At 38.6% G+C, this 22,185-nt stretch carries 18 protein-coding genes; 8 read left to right on the forward strand and 10 right to left on the reverse strand.

Features of this window, described 5'->3' with window-relative positions; all coding sequences use genetic code 11:
* Positions 1–53: 53 nt before the first annotated feature.
* The 4 genes from dndD to AC2A4J_RS08435 all read right to left on the reverse strand — a co-directional run bounded on the left by dndD (position 54) and on the right by AC2A4J_RS08435 (position 5,158).
* On the reverse strand, positions 54–2,042 hold the full coding sequence (gene dndD / locus AC2A4J_RS08420; protein WP_484175643.1) for a DNA sulfur modification protein DndD: 1,989 nt from the start codon (positions 2,040–2,042) through the stop codon (positions 54–56).
* Positions 2,039–3,580: a DNA phosphorothioation system sulfurtransferase DndC gene (gene dndC / locus AC2A4J_RS08425; protein WP_484175644.1), complete on the reverse strand. Its 1,542-nt coding sequence runs from the start codon at positions 3,578–3,580 to the stop codon at positions 2,039–2,041. Before dndC ends, dndD begins: the two co-directional genes overlap by 4 nt.
* Positions 3,577–4,671 (reverse strand): DNA sulfur modification protein DndB, encoded by a 1,095-nt coding sequence (gene dndB, locus AC2A4J_RS08430; protein ID WP_475444668.1) that lies wholly within the window; start codon positions 4,669–4,671, stop codon positions 3,577–3,579. Before dndB ends, dndC begins: the two co-directional genes overlap by 4 nt.
* A gap of 259 nt (positions 4,672–4,930) precedes the next feature.
* Positions 4,931–5,158 carry a helix-turn-helix domain-containing protein gene (locus tag AC2A4J_RS08435; protein ID WP_338041432.1) on the reverse strand — a complete coding sequence of 76 codons (228 nt, stop codon included), beginning with the start codon at positions 5,156–5,158 and terminating at the stop codon, positions 4,931–4,933.
* A 129-nt stretch (positions 5,159–5,287) separates the two neighbouring features.
* Here AC2A4J_RS08435 and AC2A4J_RS08440 point away from each other — a divergent pair, with 129 nt between their 5' ends.
* The 3 genes from AC2A4J_RS08440 to AC2A4J_RS08450 are packed head-to-tail and all read left to right on the forward strand — an operon-like array spanning position 5,288 to position 7,240.
* Entirely contained in the window at positions 5,288–5,527 is a 240-nt protein-coding gene (locus AC2A4J_RS08440; RefSeq protein ID WP_067341394.1) for a hypothetical protein, read from the forward strand.
* Positions 5,520–6,719, forward strand: a complete 1,200-nt coding sequence (locus tag AC2A4J_RS08445; RefSeq protein WP_484175645.1) for an Arm DNA-binding domain-containing protein — start codon at positions 5,520–5,522, stop codon at positions 6,717–6,719. Before AC2A4J_RS08440 ends, AC2A4J_RS08445 begins: the two co-directional genes overlap by 8 nt.
* Positions 6,716–7,240 (forward strand): hypothetical protein, encoded by a 525-nt coding sequence (locus AC2A4J_RS08450; RefSeq protein ID WP_484175646.1) that lies wholly within the window; start codon positions 6,716–6,718, stop codon positions 7,238–7,240. The genes AC2A4J_RS08445 and AC2A4J_RS08450 overlap by 4 nt, the downstream gene beginning before the upstream one ends.
* Positions 7,241–7,324: 84 nt before the next feature.
* Here the strand turns inward: AC2A4J_RS08450 and AC2A4J_RS08455 are convergent, their stop codons facing one another.
* The 4 genes from AC2A4J_RS08455 to AC2A4J_RS08470 form a co-directional block, all read right to left on the reverse strand.
* Positions 7,325–9,886 carry a site-specific integrase gene (locus AC2A4J_RS08455; protein ID WP_484175647.1) on the reverse strand — a complete coding sequence of 854 codons (2,562 nt, stop codon included), beginning with the start codon at positions 9,884–9,886 and terminating at the stop codon, positions 7,325–7,327.
* A complete protein-coding gene (locus tag AC2A4J_RS08460; RefSeq protein ID WP_484175648.1) occupies positions 9,873–11,960 on the reverse strand; it encodes a hypothetical protein in 2,088 nt (695 codons plus the stop codon). The genes AC2A4J_RS08455 and AC2A4J_RS08460 overlap by 14 nt, the downstream gene beginning before the upstream one ends.
* Positions 11,961–12,926, reverse strand: a complete 966-nt coding sequence (locus AC2A4J_RS08465) for a hypothetical protein (RefSeq protein ID WP_484175649.1) — start codon at positions 12,924–12,926, stop codon at positions 11,961–11,963.
* Positions 12,927–13,303: 377 nt separating this feature from the next.
* Entirely contained in the window at positions 13,304–13,648 is a 345-nt protein-coding gene (locus tag AC2A4J_RS08470; protein WP_484175650.1) for a hypothetical protein, read from the reverse strand.
* Between the two features lie 626 nt (positions 13,649–14,274).
* Between AC2A4J_RS08470 and AC2A4J_RS08475 the strand changes: the two genes are divergently transcribed.
* The 4 genes from AC2A4J_RS08475 (at position 14,275) to AC2A4J_RS08490 (ending at position 17,186) form a co-directional block, all read left to right on the forward strand.
* The gene (locus AC2A4J_RS08475) at positions 14,275–14,658 is read left to right on the forward strand and encodes an antitoxin Xre/MbcA/ParS toxin-binding domain-containing protein (RefSeq protein ID WP_484175651.1); all 384 of its coding nucleotides are present in this window, start codon (positions 14,275–14,277) and stop codon (positions 14,656–14,658) included.
* Between the two features lie 273 nt (positions 14,659–14,931).
* Positions 14,932–15,189 carry a type II toxin-antitoxin system Phd/YefM family antitoxin gene (locus AC2A4J_RS08480; RefSeq protein WP_484175652.1) on the forward strand — a complete coding sequence of 86 codons (258 nt, stop codon included), beginning with the start codon at positions 14,932–14,934 and terminating at the stop codon, positions 15,187–15,189.
* 429 nt (positions 15,190–15,618) lie between these two features.
* The gene (locus AC2A4J_RS08485; protein ID WP_484175653.1) at positions 15,619–16,386 is read left to right on the forward strand and encodes a radical SAM protein; all 768 of its coding nucleotides are present in this window, start codon (positions 15,619–15,621) and stop codon (positions 16,384–16,386) included.
* Between the two features lie 29 nt (positions 16,387–16,415).
* Positions 16,416–17,186 carry a hypothetical protein gene (locus AC2A4J_RS08490; protein ID WP_484175654.1) on the forward strand — a complete coding sequence of 257 codons (771 nt, stop codon included), beginning with the start codon at positions 16,416–16,418 and terminating at the stop codon, positions 17,184–17,186.
* Here AC2A4J_RS08490 and AC2A4J_RS08495 read toward each other — a convergent pair.
* Positions 17,107–20,169: a glycosyltransferase family A protein gene (locus AC2A4J_RS08495; protein WP_484175655.1), complete on the reverse strand. Its 3,063-nt coding sequence runs from the start codon at positions 20,167–20,169 to the stop codon at positions 17,107–17,109. The two genes, AC2A4J_RS08490 and AC2A4J_RS08495, sit on opposite strands and share 80 nt — an antisense overlap.
* Positions 20,162–20,983, reverse strand: coding sequence for a glycosyltransferase (locus tag AC2A4J_RS08500; protein WP_484175656.1), 822 nt, complete (start codon positions 20,981–20,983; stop codon positions 20,162–20,164). Before AC2A4J_RS08500 ends, AC2A4J_RS08495 begins: the two co-directional genes overlap by 8 nt.
* A gap of 140 nt (positions 20,984–21,123) precedes the next feature.
* Between AC2A4J_RS08500 and AC2A4J_RS08505 the strand changes: the two genes are divergently transcribed.
* A complete protein-coding gene (locus tag AC2A4J_RS08505) occupies positions 21,124–22,164 on the forward strand; it encodes an NAD-dependent epimerase/dehydratase family protein (protein ID WP_484175657.1) in 1,041 nt (346 codons plus the stop codon).
* Positions 22,165–22,185 lie beyond the last annotated feature (21 nt).

The following is a 22,185-nucleotide window of genomic DNA, read 5'->3' on the forward strand; positions in this document are numbered from 1 at the left end:
TCTTGGTTTCCGCTTAATTTATATTATTTAATGAGTTAAGTTACTGCTGGCGCCTAGGCGCGCCAGAAGTAACCTTCTTTGTATGTTGAGCAACCGTCTTGTGGATCGTATTCCACTTCAAATGCGTGTGAAATCTCTGGAGCAAGCTCCTGATAAAAGTCTTCATCCACTTCTGTATCCGTGGAAAGGATAAGTACCTGATGGCTTGCGGTTGGGAAGTAATTTCTCACCAAGTTTTTACGGTGTTTAGAGTCTAAACGTCCAAGCGGTGTATCAATGATAATGGGCAGAGCCTTACCAGATGTACGCCCTAGTGCTTCCAGCATGGCTATCGCATAAATCTGCTTTTCACCAGCGGATAGTTTCTGCTTTTCAATAGCATTGCCATTATTGTCGAGTAAAGTTACAGAATAGGTCTCTGGGTTGATACGTGCTTTGATGAGCAGATCATCTTTTCGAGCAAGCTTGCTAAAGGATTTTAAGAACTCTTTTTCCAATGTTGCAATGCGACGTTCACGAGTTTTAGCGGCGAATTGAGTTAATAGATCTCGTGTATTCTCTGCTAGTGAAATGCCTTTGGTTATTGATGAGCTGAGACTGTATTGCTTTTCGTGATCTCGTAGCTTACGCAATGCGTCCATGGCAAGCTTTAAGGCATCTTTGGCATCTTTGGTATGCTGCTCAATTTCTGATTCGATAGCGCCAATTTTTTTATCGATTTTACTAAGTTCTTCAACGTAGTTTTCGATACGTTTTTCGTCTGGTGCACGAGAAATATTAATTCCACTGGCTTCTAGTTCACCTTCGATTGTTTCTAGTCGAGTGCAGAGTGTCTCCATTTCTGCTTGTTGTTTCGGTACGACTTGATTAACGATATGTAGTAAGCGACTTAATTCAGAGTCTGAAATATCGTGAATAATATCGAAGTCGTTAGAGACTTGAAGTTTTTGAGTCTCGATTGTACTTTCAATCTGTTGCTGGAAATCGCTACCAAGTGACTTCAGTAAGGATTGTTTGATAGCAGAAATTCTAGCGTTAAGTTCTTCTTCAATTAAGCGCTCTTTTTTTAACTTTTGTTCAGCTGTTAGCTGCTGTAACAACGCATCGATTTGCGTTTTGGCTAAGCTCAATGGAACTGTATCAGCCAGTAGGGCTTTGATTTGATTAGTAGTGCTATTTTTTTCTTCACGAAGTTGTAACTCCTTTGCTTCTTCCGCCTGCCGAGAGCTCGCCCAAGCACCACCTAGTTCATTAACAGTCTGTAATTGGCGCTCTTTTCTAGCAAAAAGATCTGTATGTACGATTTTTTTGCTTTCAAGGTTAGATAATGCTTCTTGGTAAAGGTTGTATTGTTTTTTGTACATAGCTTCTAAGATGTTGATCTGCGCTTGCACATCTTCGGGCATTTTGTCTTTTTTCTGGCTACGCAGGTATACAGACAAGTCAGCTTTTAAGCGGTTGATTATATCAATACCCAATAGCCGGTTGATTGCATCTGCCAATACAGCATTGTTTTCGTCTTCAGCCAAGTTGGCAATTTTTTCTCCGTCAAAGAAGAAGAGGTCAGCTACGCCGATAGGGATCAGTTCGTTTAAAAAACTTTGTTTTTGTTCGTCCGTTAGACCCTTAATTAACTCACCATTCTGGTAGATCTCAAGCAATTCTGTAACGTTGTTACCGCTTTTTGACCAGCTACGTTTTACACTGTAATCAATGACTTCACCCCGGCGGCCAAAGTCAAAATCCAGCTGAACAGCGGCTGAGTTAGGCGCTAATAGCTGATTGCGCGGGTTGTGAATTGATTCTGACAAAAACTCATGATAACGGGTAGTGGTTACAGCTTTACCTAAACTTTGGCGGCCGTAAAGGGCGAGGCGAACAGAGGTCAAGGTCGTTGTTTTACCTGCCCCGTTTAAACCGCCAAATAAGATGATAGGGCGAAGCTGACCATCTTTCTCGCGAGGTTGTAAGTCGATGGTATTACGCTCAAAGCTGCCACCAAAAACTCCAAAGTCTTGCAAATATAACTTTTTAAATATCACTGGAGTGCCTCTAATTCTTTGGTTAGCTGTGCCAACTGATCATCGTAACTGGTGCCGTCTGTTATAGATGTGGTGGGTTTGGCTTTTTCTTTTTCAGCCAATATTTCATCTAGTGAGCCCCAGTCATTTTTTAGAAGGCTTTCAATTTTATTGAACAAGCCTTTACGTCGGCCAAGACCGTCCATTGATATTTCCAGCTCTAGCAGCTTCATTACTAATTCTGTTGGTGTTTTATATTGGTTACTTAGGCTTTTTAGTAGCTCTGCATCTTCTTGTGAAAACGAACCGCCATCTTGGTCTGGCCAGTTTAGATCTTTGTTATATACTTCACGGTAAATGCTAGGAAGCTCATCAGACCAATCAGGCTCATTCGGATCAAACATCCATTCTCTACGAATAGCGAAAAGCTCTTCTTGTCTGACTAATTCTATAGGGTGGCCCTCATCATTAAGGTGCTTCTCAATCATCAGGAGCTCTTTGAGCCATTCTTTTCTGAATTTAAGAAGGTATGGCCCAGGTATTGTTTTTATTTCTGTTATGTTTTCGTTTTCTATGTTCCCGCGAGCGTATTGGACTCTACCAGTACGGCGCTTGTAATTTCGAAATTGATCTTTTTTTGCTGGATCTGTTGTTTCGAAAAGCTTGTTACGGAAGTCTTTAAGTTTTTGTAGCCATGTTTCCCCTGACTCTATTAACCCTTCGATTGCTCGGTCTTTAGTAACGACTGTACATGTCCAGCAACCAAACCGTGAATTACCGCAAGAAGGTGTGTTGGTATCTATGACAAGCGGGCATTCTCCAGCACTAGAGTCTTTATAAAGAGAAAATAGCTCGAAGTGATCTCCACCCCATGCAGCAGGAGCTCCAAGTAGATACATCCAAACTTCATCAAACGTCCAGTCTTGGATTGGCATATAGGTAAATGCTCCGGGTAAAGAGCTATGTCGAGATAGAGAAGAGCCATCTATTTTGTGTTTTGCAATTACTTGCGCTCTAGAAGCACTTTCTTGGCTGCGTGCACCCAGAACGACAATAACCTCACCATACTTCGCAATTTTATCTTTAATAAACTCGCTAACCGGATCGATTTTCATACGCTCCGTACACCAACGAAAATTTTGTGTTGGAGCTGGGTAACCCTTGCCAAGTAGGTTGACCCAAAATGTTTGGTCCCAACTTGGATAGACAACGTGACCGGAGATAGGAAGCTCTAATTCTATTGCATTTTTATTTATTGCCGCCAATGAACTGTTAATCATATCCACAACTAAAGGCGTTTCTACTAGCGTATCAGAAGAAATGACATACACATGTTTGTGACGTTGCTCTTTAGATAATTTAGTTAAGGCAACATAAATTAATGACAAAGTAGTGGTGCTATCTTTACCTCCGCTGAACCCTATTACCCAAGGCTTGTCATTTTCTAAGTATAGTTCTTGGATTTCACCTATTAAATCTAAAGCGGGACGTCCTGCAAATTCAGAGGCTTCCAGCATTTCGTCCATAGATGAATATAGTGTTGAACGTTTTTGTGTCATGAGTTGAATTGATCTTCTATAAGTTGGTCGTCAGCATTAATGGAAAGTTCCAACGCTCTACGAATAATATTGGCGGTCAAAACAGTATTGATTTTTGTTTTGCTAAGTCTGCCGCGAGAGTCCATAGCTCTTCCTCTCCATAAGGAGACATTAGATCGACTCCAGTCAATCTCATTAAGCTTCGCTATGTACTTTTCCCAATCACAAGGATGCTGTCTAAGTAGATCCGCCCCTGCAGCTCCCAGAGCGGCAAGGCCTAGTCCATGAGCATGAACAAACTGCTCTCTCAAATCGCATGTAGAAACACTTTTATCGAGTGCCTTCTGCCAGTCGGGCATGTTAACGCAGACCTTATTCCAGAATCTAGCAGCTAGTTCCATTTCATCATCAGAAATCCCTTCTTTTACACCTTTCTTTAACAGTATTCGAGAAGCTTGTTTAATTGCGCTTAGAGTAAATAACTTACTACTTCGTTTTGATAAACTTGTTTGCTCTAAATCAGTTAGTGCTTTAAAGCATGAAACATTCTCATACACAAAGCGCGCTAAAGATGAAGAGGCTTCCCTGTGGTCATACAATGTACTTAGTGAGTCAGATGGTCTTACTGCATGCTTGTTTAGGTCGGCAAACATTTGCTGGCTTCGCTTTAACCCTTCGTCGACAAAGAAAAGTACAGGGATATTGTCATGCCCAAGTTCGTGTGCTTCTTTTATTGCCATTTCTATAGCTGCACGGCGATGCTGGCCATCATTAACCAGAATTTGCGTGTCCATATTGATGGACAGTAGTCCCAGATTAACTGCTGGTCCTGTATCTGCCATAGGCTCAAATTGGACTTGTCCGTCTATGGAAGCTGTAATAGCCGAAAGAGTATAGCTGTCTGTATTTTCGATAAGATAATTTGCTATATCAGGAATTCTTACTTCATTCAGGCGTCGTTGTGCTCTTAACTCTGGAGGTACAACATCTTCATCAAAAACGAAAAGTTTGGGGATTAAACGCATAGGACACATAGCAATATAACAAGGGCGTCCTGCTTGCATACCTCTTACTGCTGGAAATTTATGTGTGTATTCACTATCTAGTGACATATTAATCCCTGTATGTTGTTTATTACGAACAAGTTGTTTTGCTCGTAATGGTATACATACAAGATCGTTTTCGCAATCTTCTAGGTCTCATTTTTTAGTGTCTTATGTATACGGCTAAGGTGATAAAAAGATGGAATGATAAATTTTAAGTGTTTTTAGGAGATGGGTTTTAGCGAATTAGTTTGGTGCTATCAACTTGCTAGATAAAAATGTCTTGTAAGAGAGAGCTTAAAACCTATGAAATATCACTGGTTATTTTTTAGTCATTTATATATACAACCAAATCCCCAACCTCACACTGAAAATACTTACAAAGTAAATTTATCGTCTCTGTTGTCGTGTTGTAGCCTGTTGGGTTTTGCAACCGTGACAAGGTAGTCTTATGGATGCCTGTAGCCTCTGAAACTTCCCCTAGTGTCACTCTTCTACCTTCTTTGAAGGATTTATCCTGAATTAGCTCTTTCAGCCTGAATCTTAGCATCTGCATAGCCTCTTTAATTTTTAGCAATAATACCTTTTAAGTTGTTTAAAATGCAAAAAAGTTCAAAAAGTGCTTGTCAGGAAACTTATTTGCTATATAGTTTCTCCATGAGCAATAAAATTCACTGGGGGAAATATGTCAACATATCTTACAGCACAAGAGTTAGGAAACCGTATTAAGTACCACCCTAAGTACATCAATGACGTTCTTAGAGATAACGTTTTCATTGAAGGTAAGCACTATATTCGCCCTTTCAACGCAAGAAAGGTTCTTTATTTATGGGAGGCAATCGAAGAGCAGATGATGACAAGTGCAAGAGAAAATGAAGTGGATGATTTGATCCCAATGGCCTCAGGAGGTGTTTACCGTGGCTAGTATAGGAGTTCGGCAAGATGGAAAGTTGTATTTCAATTTTCGTTATGAGGGGAAGCGTTTTAAAGAATACACCAAATTAGAAAATACGCCTGCCAATATGAAGCGTATGGAGGCAGCGGTTAAGAAGATTGAATTAGCACTTAAAACCGGAGAGTTCGATTATGAGAAGTTCTTTCCAGGCAGTAAAAAAGTACCGAAAGTAAAAAAGGAGGTGGTTCAGCACGTTGTCACTGAGGTTCAAAAACGACCGGATACGCCGTTGTTTTCTGAGTTCTCACAAGAGTGGCTTGAAGAGAATATTTTACGATGGAAACGGTCTTACCGGACTTCTATAAAAGGAACTTTAGATACCCGTCTCGTCCCATATTTTGGGGAAGAAAGAGTCGGCAACATAACCAAAGCCATGATCCTGAAATTTCGTGCATCCCTCGCCAAAGTGAGTCACGAAACAGGGGACAGTGAGCTTTCTAACGATAGGATTAACCACATTATGACGCCACTAAGAATGATTTTAGATGATGCCGCCGACAGATATGAGTTTACGTCGCCTGCTATTGGATTAAAACCCCTAAAAGTGCCTAGAGTGGATATTGAGCCTTTTACGCTGGATGAAGTGAAGAAGATTATTCGCTATGTACGTCCAGATTTTCGTAATTACTACATTGTGCGCTTTTTTACGGGTTTACGTACTGGGGAAATAGATGGGCTGCAATGGCAGTACGTTGATTTTGAAAACCGACAAATTTTGGTGAGAGAAACCGTCGTGCAGGGACGTATTGATACGACTAAGACACTTGAATCACGTCGTGAAGTTGAAATGTCTCCTCCTGTGTATGAGGCACTATTAGAACAAAAGAAAGTCTCGTTTGGGCATTCTAAGTTTGTATTTTGTAATCGTGCAGGTGGCAGTTATGAACACCGAAATGTTACTCAGCGCATTTGGTATCCAACACTTGAAAAAATTGGCATCAAAAGTAGAAAACCTTATCAAACAAGACATACCGCCGCGACATTATGGTTAGCAGCAGGGGAGAACCCTGAGTGGATCGCAAGACAAATGGGCCATACAACCACCCAAATGTTATTTACCGTGTATTCGCGCTATGTCCCTAACCTGACGCGTCGTGATGGTTCTGCGTTTGAAACACTTTTGATGTCCAGTGGTTTTGAAGTAAGTGGAGATACACTATGAGCAGTATTGTTAGTGAATTACCTCTGATCCACCGTTCAGTCCAGGATGTTATGTTCGACCTGTTGCACTCATTGAATGACGATGAATTAAAAAAGGTGGTTGAAAAGTTTGGCACAGGTTTGGGCGTAGTTGATGAATTAGCTTTTAGTTCTTGGGTCTCTAAGCAAATAAACAGCTTAAATAAACATGAGGAGATGGTCGGGATCAGCTTTCTTCTCGGGAGGCTGAATTTAGAGATACACGGTAATCAGGTCTTTTTCAAACCACCGCATCTTAATAATGTGATTGGTCTATATCCCTCAGTTAAGAGTATCCCATCTTACAATGCTTTTATTGGAAGCTACCGCCTTGAGGGGTTAACTAATGATACTCATAGTGAAACAACTCCCATTAAAATTTGTGATGCGAGCGGAAGCCTGTCGGTACAGTTAAAACTGCCGTGTTCCTCATTACGAAACGGTGCAGTATATTGTTTTAGTGGGGTAAAAAAAGGACCGCACTATGTTGTTGAATTGTCCTAGATAATTGATTCAATAAGTAAAAAAATGCCACCATAGTAAATACTATGGTGGCATTGTTGTAATAAGAACTTAGAGTTGACTGTCTCAGCCTAACCTAGTACTGAAAAAATCGAGTACACCAGCTAATGTTTTTGTTTGAATTTGCGCAATGCTCGTTCGTGATTTCATTTTAGGAAAATTGGTCTGAATGAAACCAGCACTCACTGATAAATTTTCCCATCCACGTTGTACCATATATTTCTCCTGGGCATGGTTGTATGCCACAAAATAAGAGTGACAATAGACAGCAAAAAATGTATCAACAAATCGATGCCCCATCGATTTCATAAGGTGGACCATGTCCGTCTCTTTTGAATGGTTGACCACGCTTCCATGACGATAAATATGACGCTGTAACGCCAAGGCTTCATTTGAGTAGAACCATTCATCGCGATCTCTTAACTCATTAATGACATCAGGGTATCTCATCGCATACCAACGTAAGAACATATGTGTAGCGTAGCTGTGTCTAAGGAGATATAAATCGGCTCCTTCTCCAATAATTAACTTCATCTCTTCGCGAGCGATTCTTGTTGCTTTATCAGCATTACTAAAGAGAGGGAATGTTCTCAAAAACTTGGCTTGTTCATCGCTTACGTCTGCAATATTTAATAAATCTTCCCTTGCTGCACTTGGTTTCCTGCCTTCGCCAAATGCTCTGGTCGATTTCAATTTTCTGAACAGGCTTAGACGTTCTGAAATATAGTCAAATATTTCAAGGCAAACCTCAGGAGGTGCCAGAAGGTGTAGTGGAATTATGCGCCTCGATGCCGGAGTTTTGAATCTACGTACTCTGATTAGTAATTCTTCCTCGCTGTGTGCTGAGATGTCGCCCAGCGTTAGCCGCGCTAACTCCCCAGGGCGAAGACCCGCAAAAAATAGAATCTTAAAAATTATAGTCGATATAGTGATATCAGACTGAACACTAGGGTGACGTTTAAATGCGTCTATAAAAAGATTGAATTCCTGCTGACCAAGGATTTGATTGCGGTTAGTGGTTGTTATTTGTCCGTTTGATGAGATTGGGAAATAGACATCGTTCCAGATATCCAGACTTTTTCTGCCAAAAATTAGTAATGTTGAAAATTGAGAGAGTCTATTTTGGTTAGTACTAGGCGCGAATTCAGGATTAATCAGTACTTCATGTATAAATAGGCTCGCATCTTCTTCATCCCAGTTTTCGATATTTGATGCTGGTTCATAATCAAATAAACTTTGTGAGAAAATACTGCTCAATTTCGATAAAACCGTATTGGTTTTATTTTTTTTGATAATTAATTCGTTGTACGTGAATGCAAACATTAATGAAATGGCGCAGGTTTTGCTAGGGATTTGATTAGATACAGGTAAAAATTCTCTAACAGGGCTAAGCGTAATTGAACGTAGAGTTTCTTGTATTTTATCAGCGGTAGTGTAAATTAAATGTTTAATATAATCTTCATTACATTCAGTTTTTTTGGAGATTATTTTAGATAACTTATCTAGTGTTTCAGTACTATTTAATTTATATAAATTTTCAGCGAATTCTATTTTATTGCTTTTGTTTTTAATTTGATTTTGTTTTTTAATCCAGTATCTGATATGGCTTAAGAAATAATAGGCCAATTCTTGCCATGCGAGAAAGCGTTTTTCTTTTTCATCATCGTCTAGATTTTCATCACATAACCTGTCTACGTTTTTCTCATTCTCGATCTGCTGTAACGTTTTTTCAGCAGGTCCAAATGTCCGTTTATTGCGCTCTCTAGTATAAATTTCCTCGGATGGTAATCCGACAATCGAACCATTCATATCAGCCCATGTTGGTGCGATTGGTAAACTCAACCCGGATAATCGGCTATAAATAATGGCCTCCGTACCGAAAATACAAAACAGGCTCGCTGCGGCTGGATAAAAAGTTTTCAGTTTGATTTTTTGAGTTATTCTTACTTTAGTGGATGCTGTTAATAAGCTTGAAATCGTATGCTTGGCTAGTTTGTGATGATTAGGTGGCTCGTAATTACGAGCATGGAGACACACACAGATAAAACGTGCTGTATTTGACGCGGTAATCGGTAAACATTTATCTGCTCTAGTTGGCTCTCCTGACGGAACCAGTATTGAGCACTCAAATGGACTTTTTAGGAGCTCCTGTATGAATGATTCAGCTCTGTTCAGTGGTAGTCCTGTTGTTACACCAACTTCAATGAGTAAACGAACATATAGCTCATCACTATCAATAAGCGCTTTTGATTTCAGAATTTTAGGCGTCTCATTAGCGATCGTTTTAATAGCAGCTCTAAATTGGGCCTCGTCAGAGTTAGACGATATAACAGTCGGTCGAATGGTTTTTGGAGAGCGATCATAGGATATAGTTGATGTGATTATTCCCTCTAACTGTGAAATGACATCATTAATCATCTTTAGCTGTTTTCTAGTGATTTTAGATTCGCTAGATAATTCGTAATACTCAGAAAATTTTGAAAGAATTTCTGATAATGAATCATTATCAATGTTCATTTCATCATTCGCAGAATCGAGAATAATTTCAGCAACTCTTGCACTTTCAATATCTTTGAATTTTATTTTCTCTAGGTCTGGCCATTTATTCAGGAAATCAATCGAAATCATAGGTCAGCTCCTTCAACGAAAACTCTTCAATGAGAGTGTTTTGGTATTCAGATAGATCAGTGTGAATCGACACGATGTTTGATGAAGACGCTGGAGATGAGTAGTAAAAGCCATCCTCATTATGTCCAAGTAAGGCGCGAGAAATAATTGGCTTGAACTTTAGAGCATTGCCTGAATAATGTCTTAATGTGTTGTTTGATGGGCGTATTTCTTCAAGATTAAATGTTTTAAGAAACTCTAATATTTGTCTATGTGGAGCTGATTCGATTTGATGATATTTTTCGTCTTGTAGAACATGAATTATTATTAAGTCTCTTTTTGAAATATCTGTATCAGTAAAATTGAAGTATTTATGCAAAGAAAATCTTACACTAGAAAGCATCTCTTTTTGTTTTAAATATAAATCAGGTATTGGTATAGCTTTATATTCTTCATAGTTGACAGAGTTTTTATCATTTCTAATAAAAAAATCAGAAAATATAGAAGTTGATTTTTTGCCATTAGGGCGATTAGAAAAAAATAATAACTCTAAAAAATATGTATTAATTTCAATTAAATTTGCTAAATCAACTCTTAGTTGATTTGACTTGAAAATTGAAAACAGCGTTATTTTACTGTTGAAAATAGTTCTTATGTCTCTAAAAAAATCAGCTATTGAGCTCTGTGGTAAACGATTAGATCCAAGAGATTGATTTTCCAATGTTGAATCCCACTGCAGCTTTGAGAGTAGACCTCGTACTTCCAAATGATTGGACAAGACATCAAATCGCTTTTTATATAGGTCCCCAATTTCCTCGTTAGTCAGTGCAACGTACGAGAACGGCGCACTCATAGAAAAACCGATTTTACCTCTGAGGTAATGAACCCTAATGTCATCGACCTGAGGGGTTAATAGGCGATTAGAATTTGACGCGATACGGTCAAAATGCAGGGTGTTTCCACCATTCAGCTCAGCAAACTGCCTCGTTAGATAAGCAAATTTACCCTCAATTTTATCGACCAATTGTTCGATGGATAGTTTTTTTTCATCGAGATGTACTAGGCTATCTGGTGATATTTTCAATTCGATTTCTGAACATAGATCAGAATCTGTTGGTGTATTTGAGATGGAGACAGTTAGTAATTTTTTGTTAGAACTAAAACGTATTGCAAAAACCGCCTTTTTTAATGTCATTCCGGTCAAAAAACACAGCATTAACAAGCTATTTAATTCAGATTTTTTCTTATCGACGAATGCGATAAATTCCACTACAGATTGTAGTGATAATGATGAATAATCAAATACGGACTCGATTTCTTTGTTTGCAGTGGTCCAAGATTTTTTTCTATTATTTACTAAACGAGGTGTATGATTTTCAGAAATCGATTTTTCATTATTTTCAGGATTTCTTTTATGGTTGTTATTTTTATGATTTGATTTTTTTTGCGTATTTTTTTGTTTGGAATCGGCTTTACTTATTGGTGTGTAGTTAAAATTTTTCCAAAAGGAATTGCTTTTACTATATTTAACTGTACGAATGTAGTCATTGTATCGATCTAAATCTATTGCGTCTGGAATTCTAATTTTTATGATAATGTCATTTGAATCATTGTTTTTGTTAATCGCTGAAACTCTTTCTAACTCTCGAAAAGCCAAAACCACTTTGTAAATTTTTTGATCAGATTCTGCATGATCTATTTCTTTTAGTTTTTCATAGCAACTACTAACAAATCTTGATATGAAATTAGAAATAAATTTCGTACCTGCCCTCGAGTCTTGAGTGCGAATTTTTAAAATTCCATAGTATATTGGATAATCCACTCCATCATCATATTTTATTTTGCATCTTGGTTTGTTTTTGTATTTATTCAATGTTTCTAGTAATAAATTGATTTCATATAAAGAGATAATTAAGTCATCGTTATGATATTTTTTAATTATCTCTAGTAATGAAATCTGTTTATTGATATCTGGGGGAGGTGATAAAAAAGTCAGGAATTTTTTTAAAATAGGCTCATTTTTGTCCCATACACCAATTTCATCCCAATAGTGTATAGTCCATCCTAGTGCCTGACGAAATTTACTAGTACTCATCTAAGGCTCCATCTCTAATATTTTTTTTGATATATATTCGATGATTTTATCCATTTTTTCATTCTCTCCCATCAATTCATTCCTAAAAAAATTATAATTATCTATGGATTTTGATTTTGAATGTTCGATTTCTTTTATGATATCCATTAATTTTTTTAAATCTGGTTTAAAACCTAGTTTGTTTTTGATTGATGATGTTAGGGTTTTAATAATCAAAAGGTTATCTTTTTCCAAGAAATTTTTGGCTTTTAAATAATATGCTATTGAATATAGATCGTTGATGACTGATATTTTTAAATATGATGAAATTTCTATGACGAAATATAATAGAAAAGATTTGTTGTTAGGTTTTTTTATTTTGTTTGAATTGAATTTATCACTATCATAAGTTTTTATTATTTTAGCTGTTTTTTCTAATGCATATATCTCTATATTTTTAATGTCCATGTCGTGAAGGTATTTTAAAGTTAATTTTATATCTATTTCCCTATTCATATTGCCTAATTTCTGAGGTCCAATTTTTTCAATGCAAAAGTTTCTATTTATATAACCCAATTGTCTATGTTTATCAGGACATAGTTTTTCTAATGCAGCATTTTCAGATGTGATTTCCTCGATTATTTTCTCATAAAGAGTTTTTCCATACAGTTCAGAGAGACTGTCTAGTCTAAAAAAATCTTGAATCTCAGTGATCGTTAAATTTGTTTTAACTATTTGTAATACCTGAATTTTTATATTTTCATTAATAGATTTTAATTTGATTGACAGGCTATTGTTAGATGAATTTATGAGTGTTTTTTTTGCGTGCTCTCCATAAATTATCGGTTTTTGTAGAATGATGAATTCATTGTTGAAATATGATGGTCGTTTTTTTGATAGCGGGTTCCAGAATTCACCAATGTGCAGGGTAATGTTCTCTACATAGGTTTCAGACAAAAATGGATGCTCATGTTTTAATGAAATCATATTTTTTGATCGGCTCAACTATTTAAAATATTTTATTAAATTATGATTGTATGGCTAATCTGTAAATATAAATTTTAATTATTTTCGTTTTTTTTACAGTTTTATGTTTTTTTATGGCATATTAAATACTAATGAATTAAGCCTATTAAGCCTATTAAGCCTATTAAGCCTATTAAGCCTATTAAGCCTAATTAATATTATAAATAGAAGGAATATTTAAATATGAAACTGAATTTTATGCATAAATAAATAGATGAGATAATCATTATTAGTATTGATGAGATGTTGCCAACATAAAATGGTTTTGGCTAACTGGGTGGTACAGCTGTACCACCCAGTTTTTGACTATAAAATGTTTTTGATCGGAGAGGTTTAGGTTACGAGGGAACAACAATTAGGTTAGAGCAGTAGAACGCCTGTTGTGAGTCACGAACCAGATAGGATAGTTTTTCGTGATCTGTATCTGCATACACCATGCGCAGGCGATTGCTCTGTGTACCTAATACATCACGAGCAGATTTTAACGCTAGTAGTGATGATATTCCATCGTCAGTAGCTAGCGCACTGACTACCTCATCAACAATTAAAACAGTCACTTTTTCAGTTAACTCATACAGAATTTCCAGAGTACACGACAATGTCATGTGAGAATGGAGTTCAGACGGTAAGAACTTCTTTGCTAGTTCTCTGTAGCGTTTCAATTTAACAGAATCAGTACCCACATCGATTTTCTTGTTAATATTCCGATTTATTTCCAAAGCGATTGACGACCTAATAGCGAAGCAAGGATTTGATTCACTTTCGTTCAAGTTTATATATATTGGATTCCAATCAAAATCTAAGCAATTCGGCACTAAAATGTCTCGTAAGAAATTCGTTTTTTCTGTTTTTTCAGAGAATGCTATGAATACTCCATCTCGATAAGAGATAAGTCCAGACCCATCTAAACCGGTAATAATCTGTGTTAAAAGATTTTTATAGATAGGCTGAGAGTTTTTCAAATAGTCTATATTCAATGTCTGTTACCAGATTATTAATTATGATCTATATTATAGAGTTTTTATTATGAAATCCATGAAGCCAATGATAAAATTTTAGAATGCTAAGGTGGAATTGATTGTATTTATTTCCTTTTGATTTTAGGTTGAATAAAAGATCATTTTATTATGCTTTTGAGTTTCCTAACTTATAGAGGTTAAATAAACCGTTATACATGATTTTATATGGAAGAATCATGAAATATCAAATTTTGTTAAAAAAACAACTTAATAGAAAAGCTAATGCCTAGTATTGACCCAGTTTCCGAGAGTTAGTTAGGCAGTACTTCACATTTATATTGGGCTGATATATGAGAGCTAAACGAGAAAAATATGCAGAAAAGAGCATTGATATTAATGACGTTGAGAAAAATATTGTTCGAGTCTTGAGTGAATCTAAAGGTTCGACAGTTGCTGTAATGAAGGACGGTAACCCCGTTTTTTACTGTGTTCCTGCTGACACCTATGCTGCATTTTTACAGGTAATTGAAGCATCTGAAATGGGAGAGTTGAATGAAAGGGTTCATCAATTAGGTCTAGAGCTGTTTGGTGACGAAGAAAAATGGAAATTATGGATTAAAGCGCCTGCACTAGCGCTAGGTGGTAAGTCACCAGAATCGATTATGGTTACCAAAGAAGGAATGAAGAGGGTAAGTGATCTTTTAGGGCAAATCGCCCATGGGATTGTGGTTTAAGTGAGTAGTTTACCTATCTGATATCAAGGGTTGATATGATGACAAATGGAACGTCGGATTTCTTTCTTGTAACGGGCTCAGACCTGATCAGTATTAGCTATGCTCTGATCTATAAATAATTTTAGTCTTAGAGTCTCTGAATTATAGCTGTTTATCTTTTCTACGACTTAGCCGATTTTATCGCCCTCTCTAACCATTTACTTCTTTGCTCGTCGCAAGAGTTATCAGATGTACTTTTAATAGTACTATTATAAGAAGAAAAGAGGTGAGCTTATGATTGTTGTTACTGCTAATGATTTAAAAACCAAGGGTGTGTCTGCTGTTGAAGCTGGTTTGTTAAAAGATGAAGAAGTTATTATATCTGTCCGAGGTATAGATACATATGTTGTGATGGATTTGCATAAATACGCTAAGTTTAGAGAGTATGAGCTTGAGGTTGCCTTAATAGAAGCTAAGGCTGATATTGAGGGTTGTCGTTATAGTAAAAGCTCAGTGAGTGAACATATGCAGCAGGTAAGTGATGAATTATAAAGCGGTGGCAAAGTTTACTTGACCACTGCACTAGTAAAGTTTGGTACCGAATGCCACAGCAAAACCTTGATCTAGGTCTTACGTACCCCTTGGGGTGTGGTATGGCGTTTTGGCTGACATTTGGTTGTAAGTGTCTACTGAGTTAGTGGCGATTCAGTGGGTGGTAACTTAGTACTTTGATTAGGTCATGTAACAACAATTGCTAATATGTAACAAGTATTTTATCTTAAACTAAAAATGAACGATATATCATTATATTAGGTTGATATATGGCTTGAATACGACGTTTACAACAAAATCAAAAGGGAGGTTTTTGTGGCGCTGCGTCGCAATGAAGAACCATTTAAGTACTCTCATGACTATCCTCAGAAGTGGTTTCATATTGTCAAGTTTGGGTTCAAGCTAAAAGCTTTTTGGCGATGGATTCGCGTGCAGAAGCCGATAACTAAGGTAATGGGGTTCCAATATCAGGTTGCTGACGACTTGATAGAAATAGATATCACCTACCAGTGTAACTTGAAGTGCAATAACTGCAATCGCTCTTCAGCTCAAGCCCCGTCGAAAACACATATTGGGCTAGATGAAATAACCCAGTTTGTTGAAGATAGCCTAAGCCAGAATAAGCATTGGCGGAAAATACGTTTGTTAGGTGGAGAGCCAACACTACACCCCCAGTTCAACGAGATTCTTACAGAGTTATATCGGCTAAAGCTGGTTCATCCTGATTTGACTATTCAGCTTGTCACTAACGGCTACGGTCGTCGTGTCAACAACGTGATATCAATGCTCCCGGAGTGGTTGTGTGTTGAAAACTCCGCGAAAACGGATTCCGTTCAACCAGACTTTGGTCCTTTTAACCTAGCTCCGGTTGATAGTTGGTACCACAAGTTTAGTGACTTCTCGAACGGCTGTGATATCGCAAAGACTTGCGGTTTAGGTCTTACTCCTCAAGGTTATTACCCTTGTGCGGTTGCTGGTGGTATTGACCGAGTATTAAACATAAAAGGTGGTCGGCAGCGTTTACCATCCAGTGATGATGAAATGCGTGATCTAATGGGGCGTAATTGTGGCTTATGTGGACGATTTCGAGATGGCCATTATGTTCCACCAAAATTACGTCCTAGTATATTTGAGCAGCGCACATCAGCAACATGGAAGAAGATATATCAAGATTGGGAAAGCAATAGAAAGTCTTAGATCTTGCTTGATTTCAACAGGTATAGAAAGTGGATGAATGGCATATTATTGGCAATGGTCCGGGTGACTTAGTCATCAAAAAACATGAGAAAGTTATCCGATTTAATCAACCTTTGACCATCGCTTCAATCGCTGAATTGGTGATAACTAATAGTAAGTTAGCAGGTATCGAGAAAGGCTTTCTTGTTCAAGGCGAAGTACCAAGTGAACTATTTACTAAAAAGCTAGAAACAAATACTAAGGAGTTAGAAAGTCAGCTGGGCTGTAAGCCTTCTCTCGGTTTGCTCACTATCAAGACGATGCTTGAATTTGCTGTCACGATAAATATTAGTAGGATGACTTTGCTGCCTTCACTCGAGAGGCCTCTAGAATATTGTAAACGGAAAGCGCTGCCGGCGGCATACCATAACTGGCTGGGAGAACGCCGTCTCGCTTCTCGTTGGATGGAGAAAATAAATTGGCCAGGCTATGAAATGAAGCTAGCACGTCATGACAAAGCGAATGACGTAACAATCACTCGACACTGTTCGAACCTTCAATCTTTGCCAGGCTTACCAAAAGAAGAAGCGACTCAATTATTGAAAGACCTATCCGAGGTTAAACCTTTTACATGGTTGGAACACATTGATTATTCGAGCTTAAAAACTTTAGAACCACTATTTTTTGTTTTAAGGGAGAGGCACATCTCCCCAAACTGGTGGCTTTACGACAACGAGTTGTCTACTGTAGTAAACCGTCTTCAAAAAAATCTGGCGTTGGCTCAACAAGCTCTACTTTTTTCCGAGAAAGTGAAGGCATAGAAATGATTTCTTGGACCATTTTGTTGTTGTGCTCTTTTTCATCTCGGCCTAGCTTTTTACGCATGTGCCAATAGGAGTACCCTGTATCTAGGTAAATAGGAGCTTTCGCGAGTTCCGCCATAGGTAACATGGTTAAATAATCTGTAGCAGAATCGAACCAATCAGAGCTGTCTTTATGTTTGTAGTACTCCTCGGGGACTTGTTCAAACAATGCTTTAGTGAATACTCTTAGGTGGCTCCATACATTTGCACCGGCTGCAAGCCGAGGATTGCGGTAATCTGGCTGGTATAAATGCAGTGGTTTATTAGGACGGAACATAGGCATCTGAACTAAGTCCGCACCCTGTTTTCTAGCTGCATATAAAGCATCAACAACGCTGGGTTGCATTAAACAGTCATCCTGGTCTAACACTGCAACCAAGGTGTTAGGATCTTGGCAGATCTCTTTTATTGCCAGTATGAAGTTTGGCATTCTCCCGGTTTTAGAACTGCGCCTTACTAGGGTGGTTTTGGCCTGCAGCTCATCCAACAACATTTGATAACACCAGTTATGAACGGCGCCACTTGCATCGTCAATTAGGATAATACCAAAGCTTTGGTTTGTCTGGTTTCGCAATGAGTCTAGGCAACGTTTTATTAGGGCGTGGTCGGTATACCTACCTTTCAATAAAAAAACGATTGCTTCATGCCTTTGCTCATATTGCCAGTGATTGCCGGGTACCCAATCGAATTCCTCATGCTGGCTTGTTGGTTCGATTCCCTGAGAGATCAAATCCCTTGCCAATGAAAGCTCTGGAAGGTGTTTGTGTTCATTTCGAGGATGAACGTAGTAACTTTGTGGATCGCCACCACGTACAGCGCGAAGCCCTCTACATTTCATTGTTTTTTGTAGTGCACGATGCCAGGTTAAAGTGAACCTGCCTCCGTCAAGGGGATTATCAATTGGGAGTTGACTATGAACCCTACCAAGATCTAATAGTCCGAAACGGACCTCAGGAGCAAATTGACCCGGAACCCCTTTATAAGAGTTAAAACTAGAACTGCTTTTGGGAATATTGAAACCAACTGTAAGCACATCCTCAGGTTCACAGGCCTTAATCATGTCGGCGATAAAATCATGGTGCCAATTGCGGCGGCCAATAAGTACGTCTAAATCGCACTGTAGTACATACTGAGTTGTAACTTGATCAAACCCCCAGATCTGAGGGAATAGGGGAGCATTTTGGGAAGTATGTGTTTCTACGCAATCTGGTTGCGTAAACCATTTTTCATACGTTGTATAGATGGTCTTTGCGCTTGAAGGGGCAACTAGCACTGAGTCAATTAACCTATCGTCTCTCAGCTTCTCGGCTTGCTCAATAACGGAGGCTAGATTTGGATTCGAATACTGGCGTAAAAATTTCCCCTGATGAGGATCAATCAGAAGAATTATTTTCGCGAAATCAACCGGGTAGCGCAGCTGCGTCACGATATGCAGTACTTGGTCAGTAAGTAGTTCAGCATCTTGTGCACAGGCTTTGATCATTAGAGTTACAGAATCACTCTTACACATGGCCGTCGGTGTTAGGTTACGGCAAGGTTCGGTGCATTGTGAGTGAAGCTCTGTGATTAACTTACGATAAAATTGCTCGAATCCAGGGAGTTTCATCAAAGCATCATCTTGCCTTCGCCAACTTAACCTGCGGACTATTTCTTCGTCAGTATTTTCTAGTATTGCAATAGAATAAAGGCGGGCGCACATATCTCGAAAGTGTGAAGACGTAAGAGGCTGTATGTCCTTACCGATATCAATATATTGCAGGTCTCCTTTTGGAGTGATAATTAAATTATCTCTCTTAATGTTGAGGGTGCAAACTCCAGCGCGATACAGTTTTTTAAGGTAATCTACAATCAATTCTTCGGTTAGCTTCTCATTAGTTAAGGCCTTACTTTGGAAGGGGGTTCGGTACTGCCACATACCATTACACTTTCTCCAAGTTACCGTAGGAATTGGAAGATTTTTGTCGGCGAGTAAGGCTGCCAGGCTTCGTATTTCGTTATCCGAAATCGCCCAAGGGTAGAATTCTTTAACTACTTGTTTATGCTGCAGCCAAACTGCCCCCTCCATACCAACACCTAGCAGATGGCGATTGGTAGATAGTAGAGTGCTCCATGTTCTAGACACATAGGCAAGTCTGTTTCTCTGATCTAGCCAAATTTCGTCAGATTTATTCTTCTTTGTATCTTCTCCATCAAGAGAATAGATAGCATAAATTGGGAAAGAGCAAACCGCTACCTTAGAAGAATTTAGCATTAACAGTTTTGTAACCAACCAGTGGTCTTCAGCGCTTCTAATGTTTGGGTACCTGATACCAATATTGCTCCTTAGCAATAAGTTGCAGGAAGGAAGCTCTTGTTGTTGTTTGGCTGAAGCAAAATTATCGATAAAACACGCTAAATTTGAATGGTTACAGAGCTCGTTGGGGTTTGCGATATTGTCATTTTGTAGAATCACTCCTTCTTTTCTCAGCTTATTGCTTCCCAGAGCCGCTATTTTATCTGTATTGCGAACAGCTTTCCAAAGTCCATGTAGGCTGTCTTTAGCAAACAGTTCATCGTCAGCATCTAATCTTGCAACCCATTGTATACATGGTTGCGTATCTGCCCAGTCTAAGAGAAGGTTTCGTGCCCTAGCTGGTGAACCACACTCTGCATTCAAGAGGGTAACTGCTGGGTGGTGAAGCAAAGCCTTTGCTTCTGATGACCAACTTATGTCAGAGCTATCATCCAGAACTACGATGCGCGCAACCTGATTTTGAATAAGAGACTGTTTAAATGCGCTGTTTAGGGCGCGAATGAGGTTTTGTGGTTGGTTTTTGTGGGTAATTGCTACTACCACTTCAGCAGTGTCAAATTCTGGTGACGAAGTGTGCGCAACGCTTAAGTTTCGGTCGCACAAAATCTCAGTGTATTTAATAGGAGCGCGCGTTTGAAAGTCAGCCATTGGCACTCTCCAATCTTTCTATCTCGTCTAATATGTCACTCTTGGAAAGAGCAAATAGTTCAGCGGCGCGTTCGAAATAGATATCCATTTCACTTTGTGACATTTTCTCTCCGTGAAGTTTTAGAAACTGCGCACACCCGCGCAATTTCTGTTTTGAGCCAGGGGCTGAAAGGGCATCGGGTGACTGATTACACATCCAATTTACGGTTGCTATGTTGGTATAACGAATAGTGGCCAAATTGGACTCTAAAATTCGAATCGCAAAATCTTTATCATTTCCGCTGGTTAAGCCGTCAGTGAAACCATCAATTTTGCTAGCAAGTTCGGTCTTAATAAAAGTATTTGAACCTTGCCATCCTGGGTTACCAATTAGAAAGTCACTGACCTTAAGATCTTTGGGAATATTGGTAGCGACCATTTTGTTTTCAATCTTCACATTTATACCAGACAGAACGATATCTGCTTTTCCACCTTTGGTGCTAAGCAGGCAAGAAGATAGATGTTCAGGTAGCCAAATATCATCATCATCGATGATGGCGATGTAGCTATTTGGAAAGTTGTCTGCGATATAGTTGATACCGGTATTCCAAGTGCCAGCTGCGCCTGACGCACGTGAATTGACTAACACATGCAGCGGGATACTTTTGAGTTCAGAGCGCAGGTTTTCTATTTCATTCTGATCTAGTGAGCGTGTATCTGATACAAGCACAACGGCTTTAGGTTGGTATGTTTGATTGATGATGGAAGGAAGTGCATGCTGAGAAAGTAGTGAAAGTCTCGGCGTTGTAGCGATAAGCACAATGACATTGTTCATTATTTGGACTTGCCTAGATTGACTATTAACTTGATCATAATAATCAAATTGATGAGTATATGAAGTAAATAACTGAAATTTATGAATATTTGGTTAACATTTGTACTCTTGATTTGATTATTATTAAGCACAGGAAGGCTATGAAAACACTTGTAACAGGTGCTGCCGGTTTTATCGGTAGCCATATTTGTCGTAGGCTTTGTGCTGATGGATACGATGTGGTTGGCGTTGACAATCTCAATGACTATTACGATGTTGATCTTAAAAAAGCGAGGTTGGAATGGGTTGGAGATGTAGGATTCAAATTTCACTATATGAGTGTCGAAAACTCAGATGAATTAACTCGTCTATTTGATGAGGAGCAATTTGATTGCGTAATTCATTTAGCGGGGCAGGCTGGTGTACGTTACTCCTCTGAAGATCCTATGGTCTATGGAGAGAGTAATTTAATGGGCTTTCTCTCAGTCCTAGAGGCGTGTCGTTGTTTTAAAATTAAACACCTAGTCTACGCGTCATCAAGCTCAGTGTATGGCTTAAACGATAAAATTCCATTTTCAGTAAATGACAATGTGGATCATCCAGTTTCTCTTTATGCTGCAACTAAAAAGGCAAATGAGTTAATGGCTCATAGTTACTCTCAGATGTATGGGTTACCAACGACAGGGTTACGCTTCTTCAGTGTTTACGGCCCCTGGAGTCGACCTGATATGGCCTTCTATAAGTTTACAGAGGCAATGATTGAAAAAAGGACGATAGATGTTTTCAATAACGGAGAACTATACCGGGACTTTACTTATATTGATGACGTTGTAGAAGCAGTGGTTCGAATAACGAAGAAAATTCCCAATAAAAATCAAGAGTGGACAAAAGCTAACAAAACCATTGCACAGAGCTCAGCGCCGTATCAAATTTTTAATGTCGGCAGCGGAGCTCCAGTTAAACTCACAAAAATGATCGATTTGTTAGAATGTAAATTGGGAGTGCGGGCGATAAGGCAACTGAAGCCAATGCAGGTAGGGGAAGTTAACATGACATACTCTGATGCAAAGGAGCTTTTTGACGAGATTGGCTTTTCACCACAAGTACCATTCACTGAGGGGGTTGCCGCTTTTGTGGAATGGTATAATTATTACCGGTTAAATTCTCAGCAGCGATTCAAGAGTGCTGCTGAGCCCATATAGTTTTATGTTGAACTACAAAGG

The sequence above is a fragment of the Marinomonas sp. ATLA20 genome, from assembly GCF_057180105.1.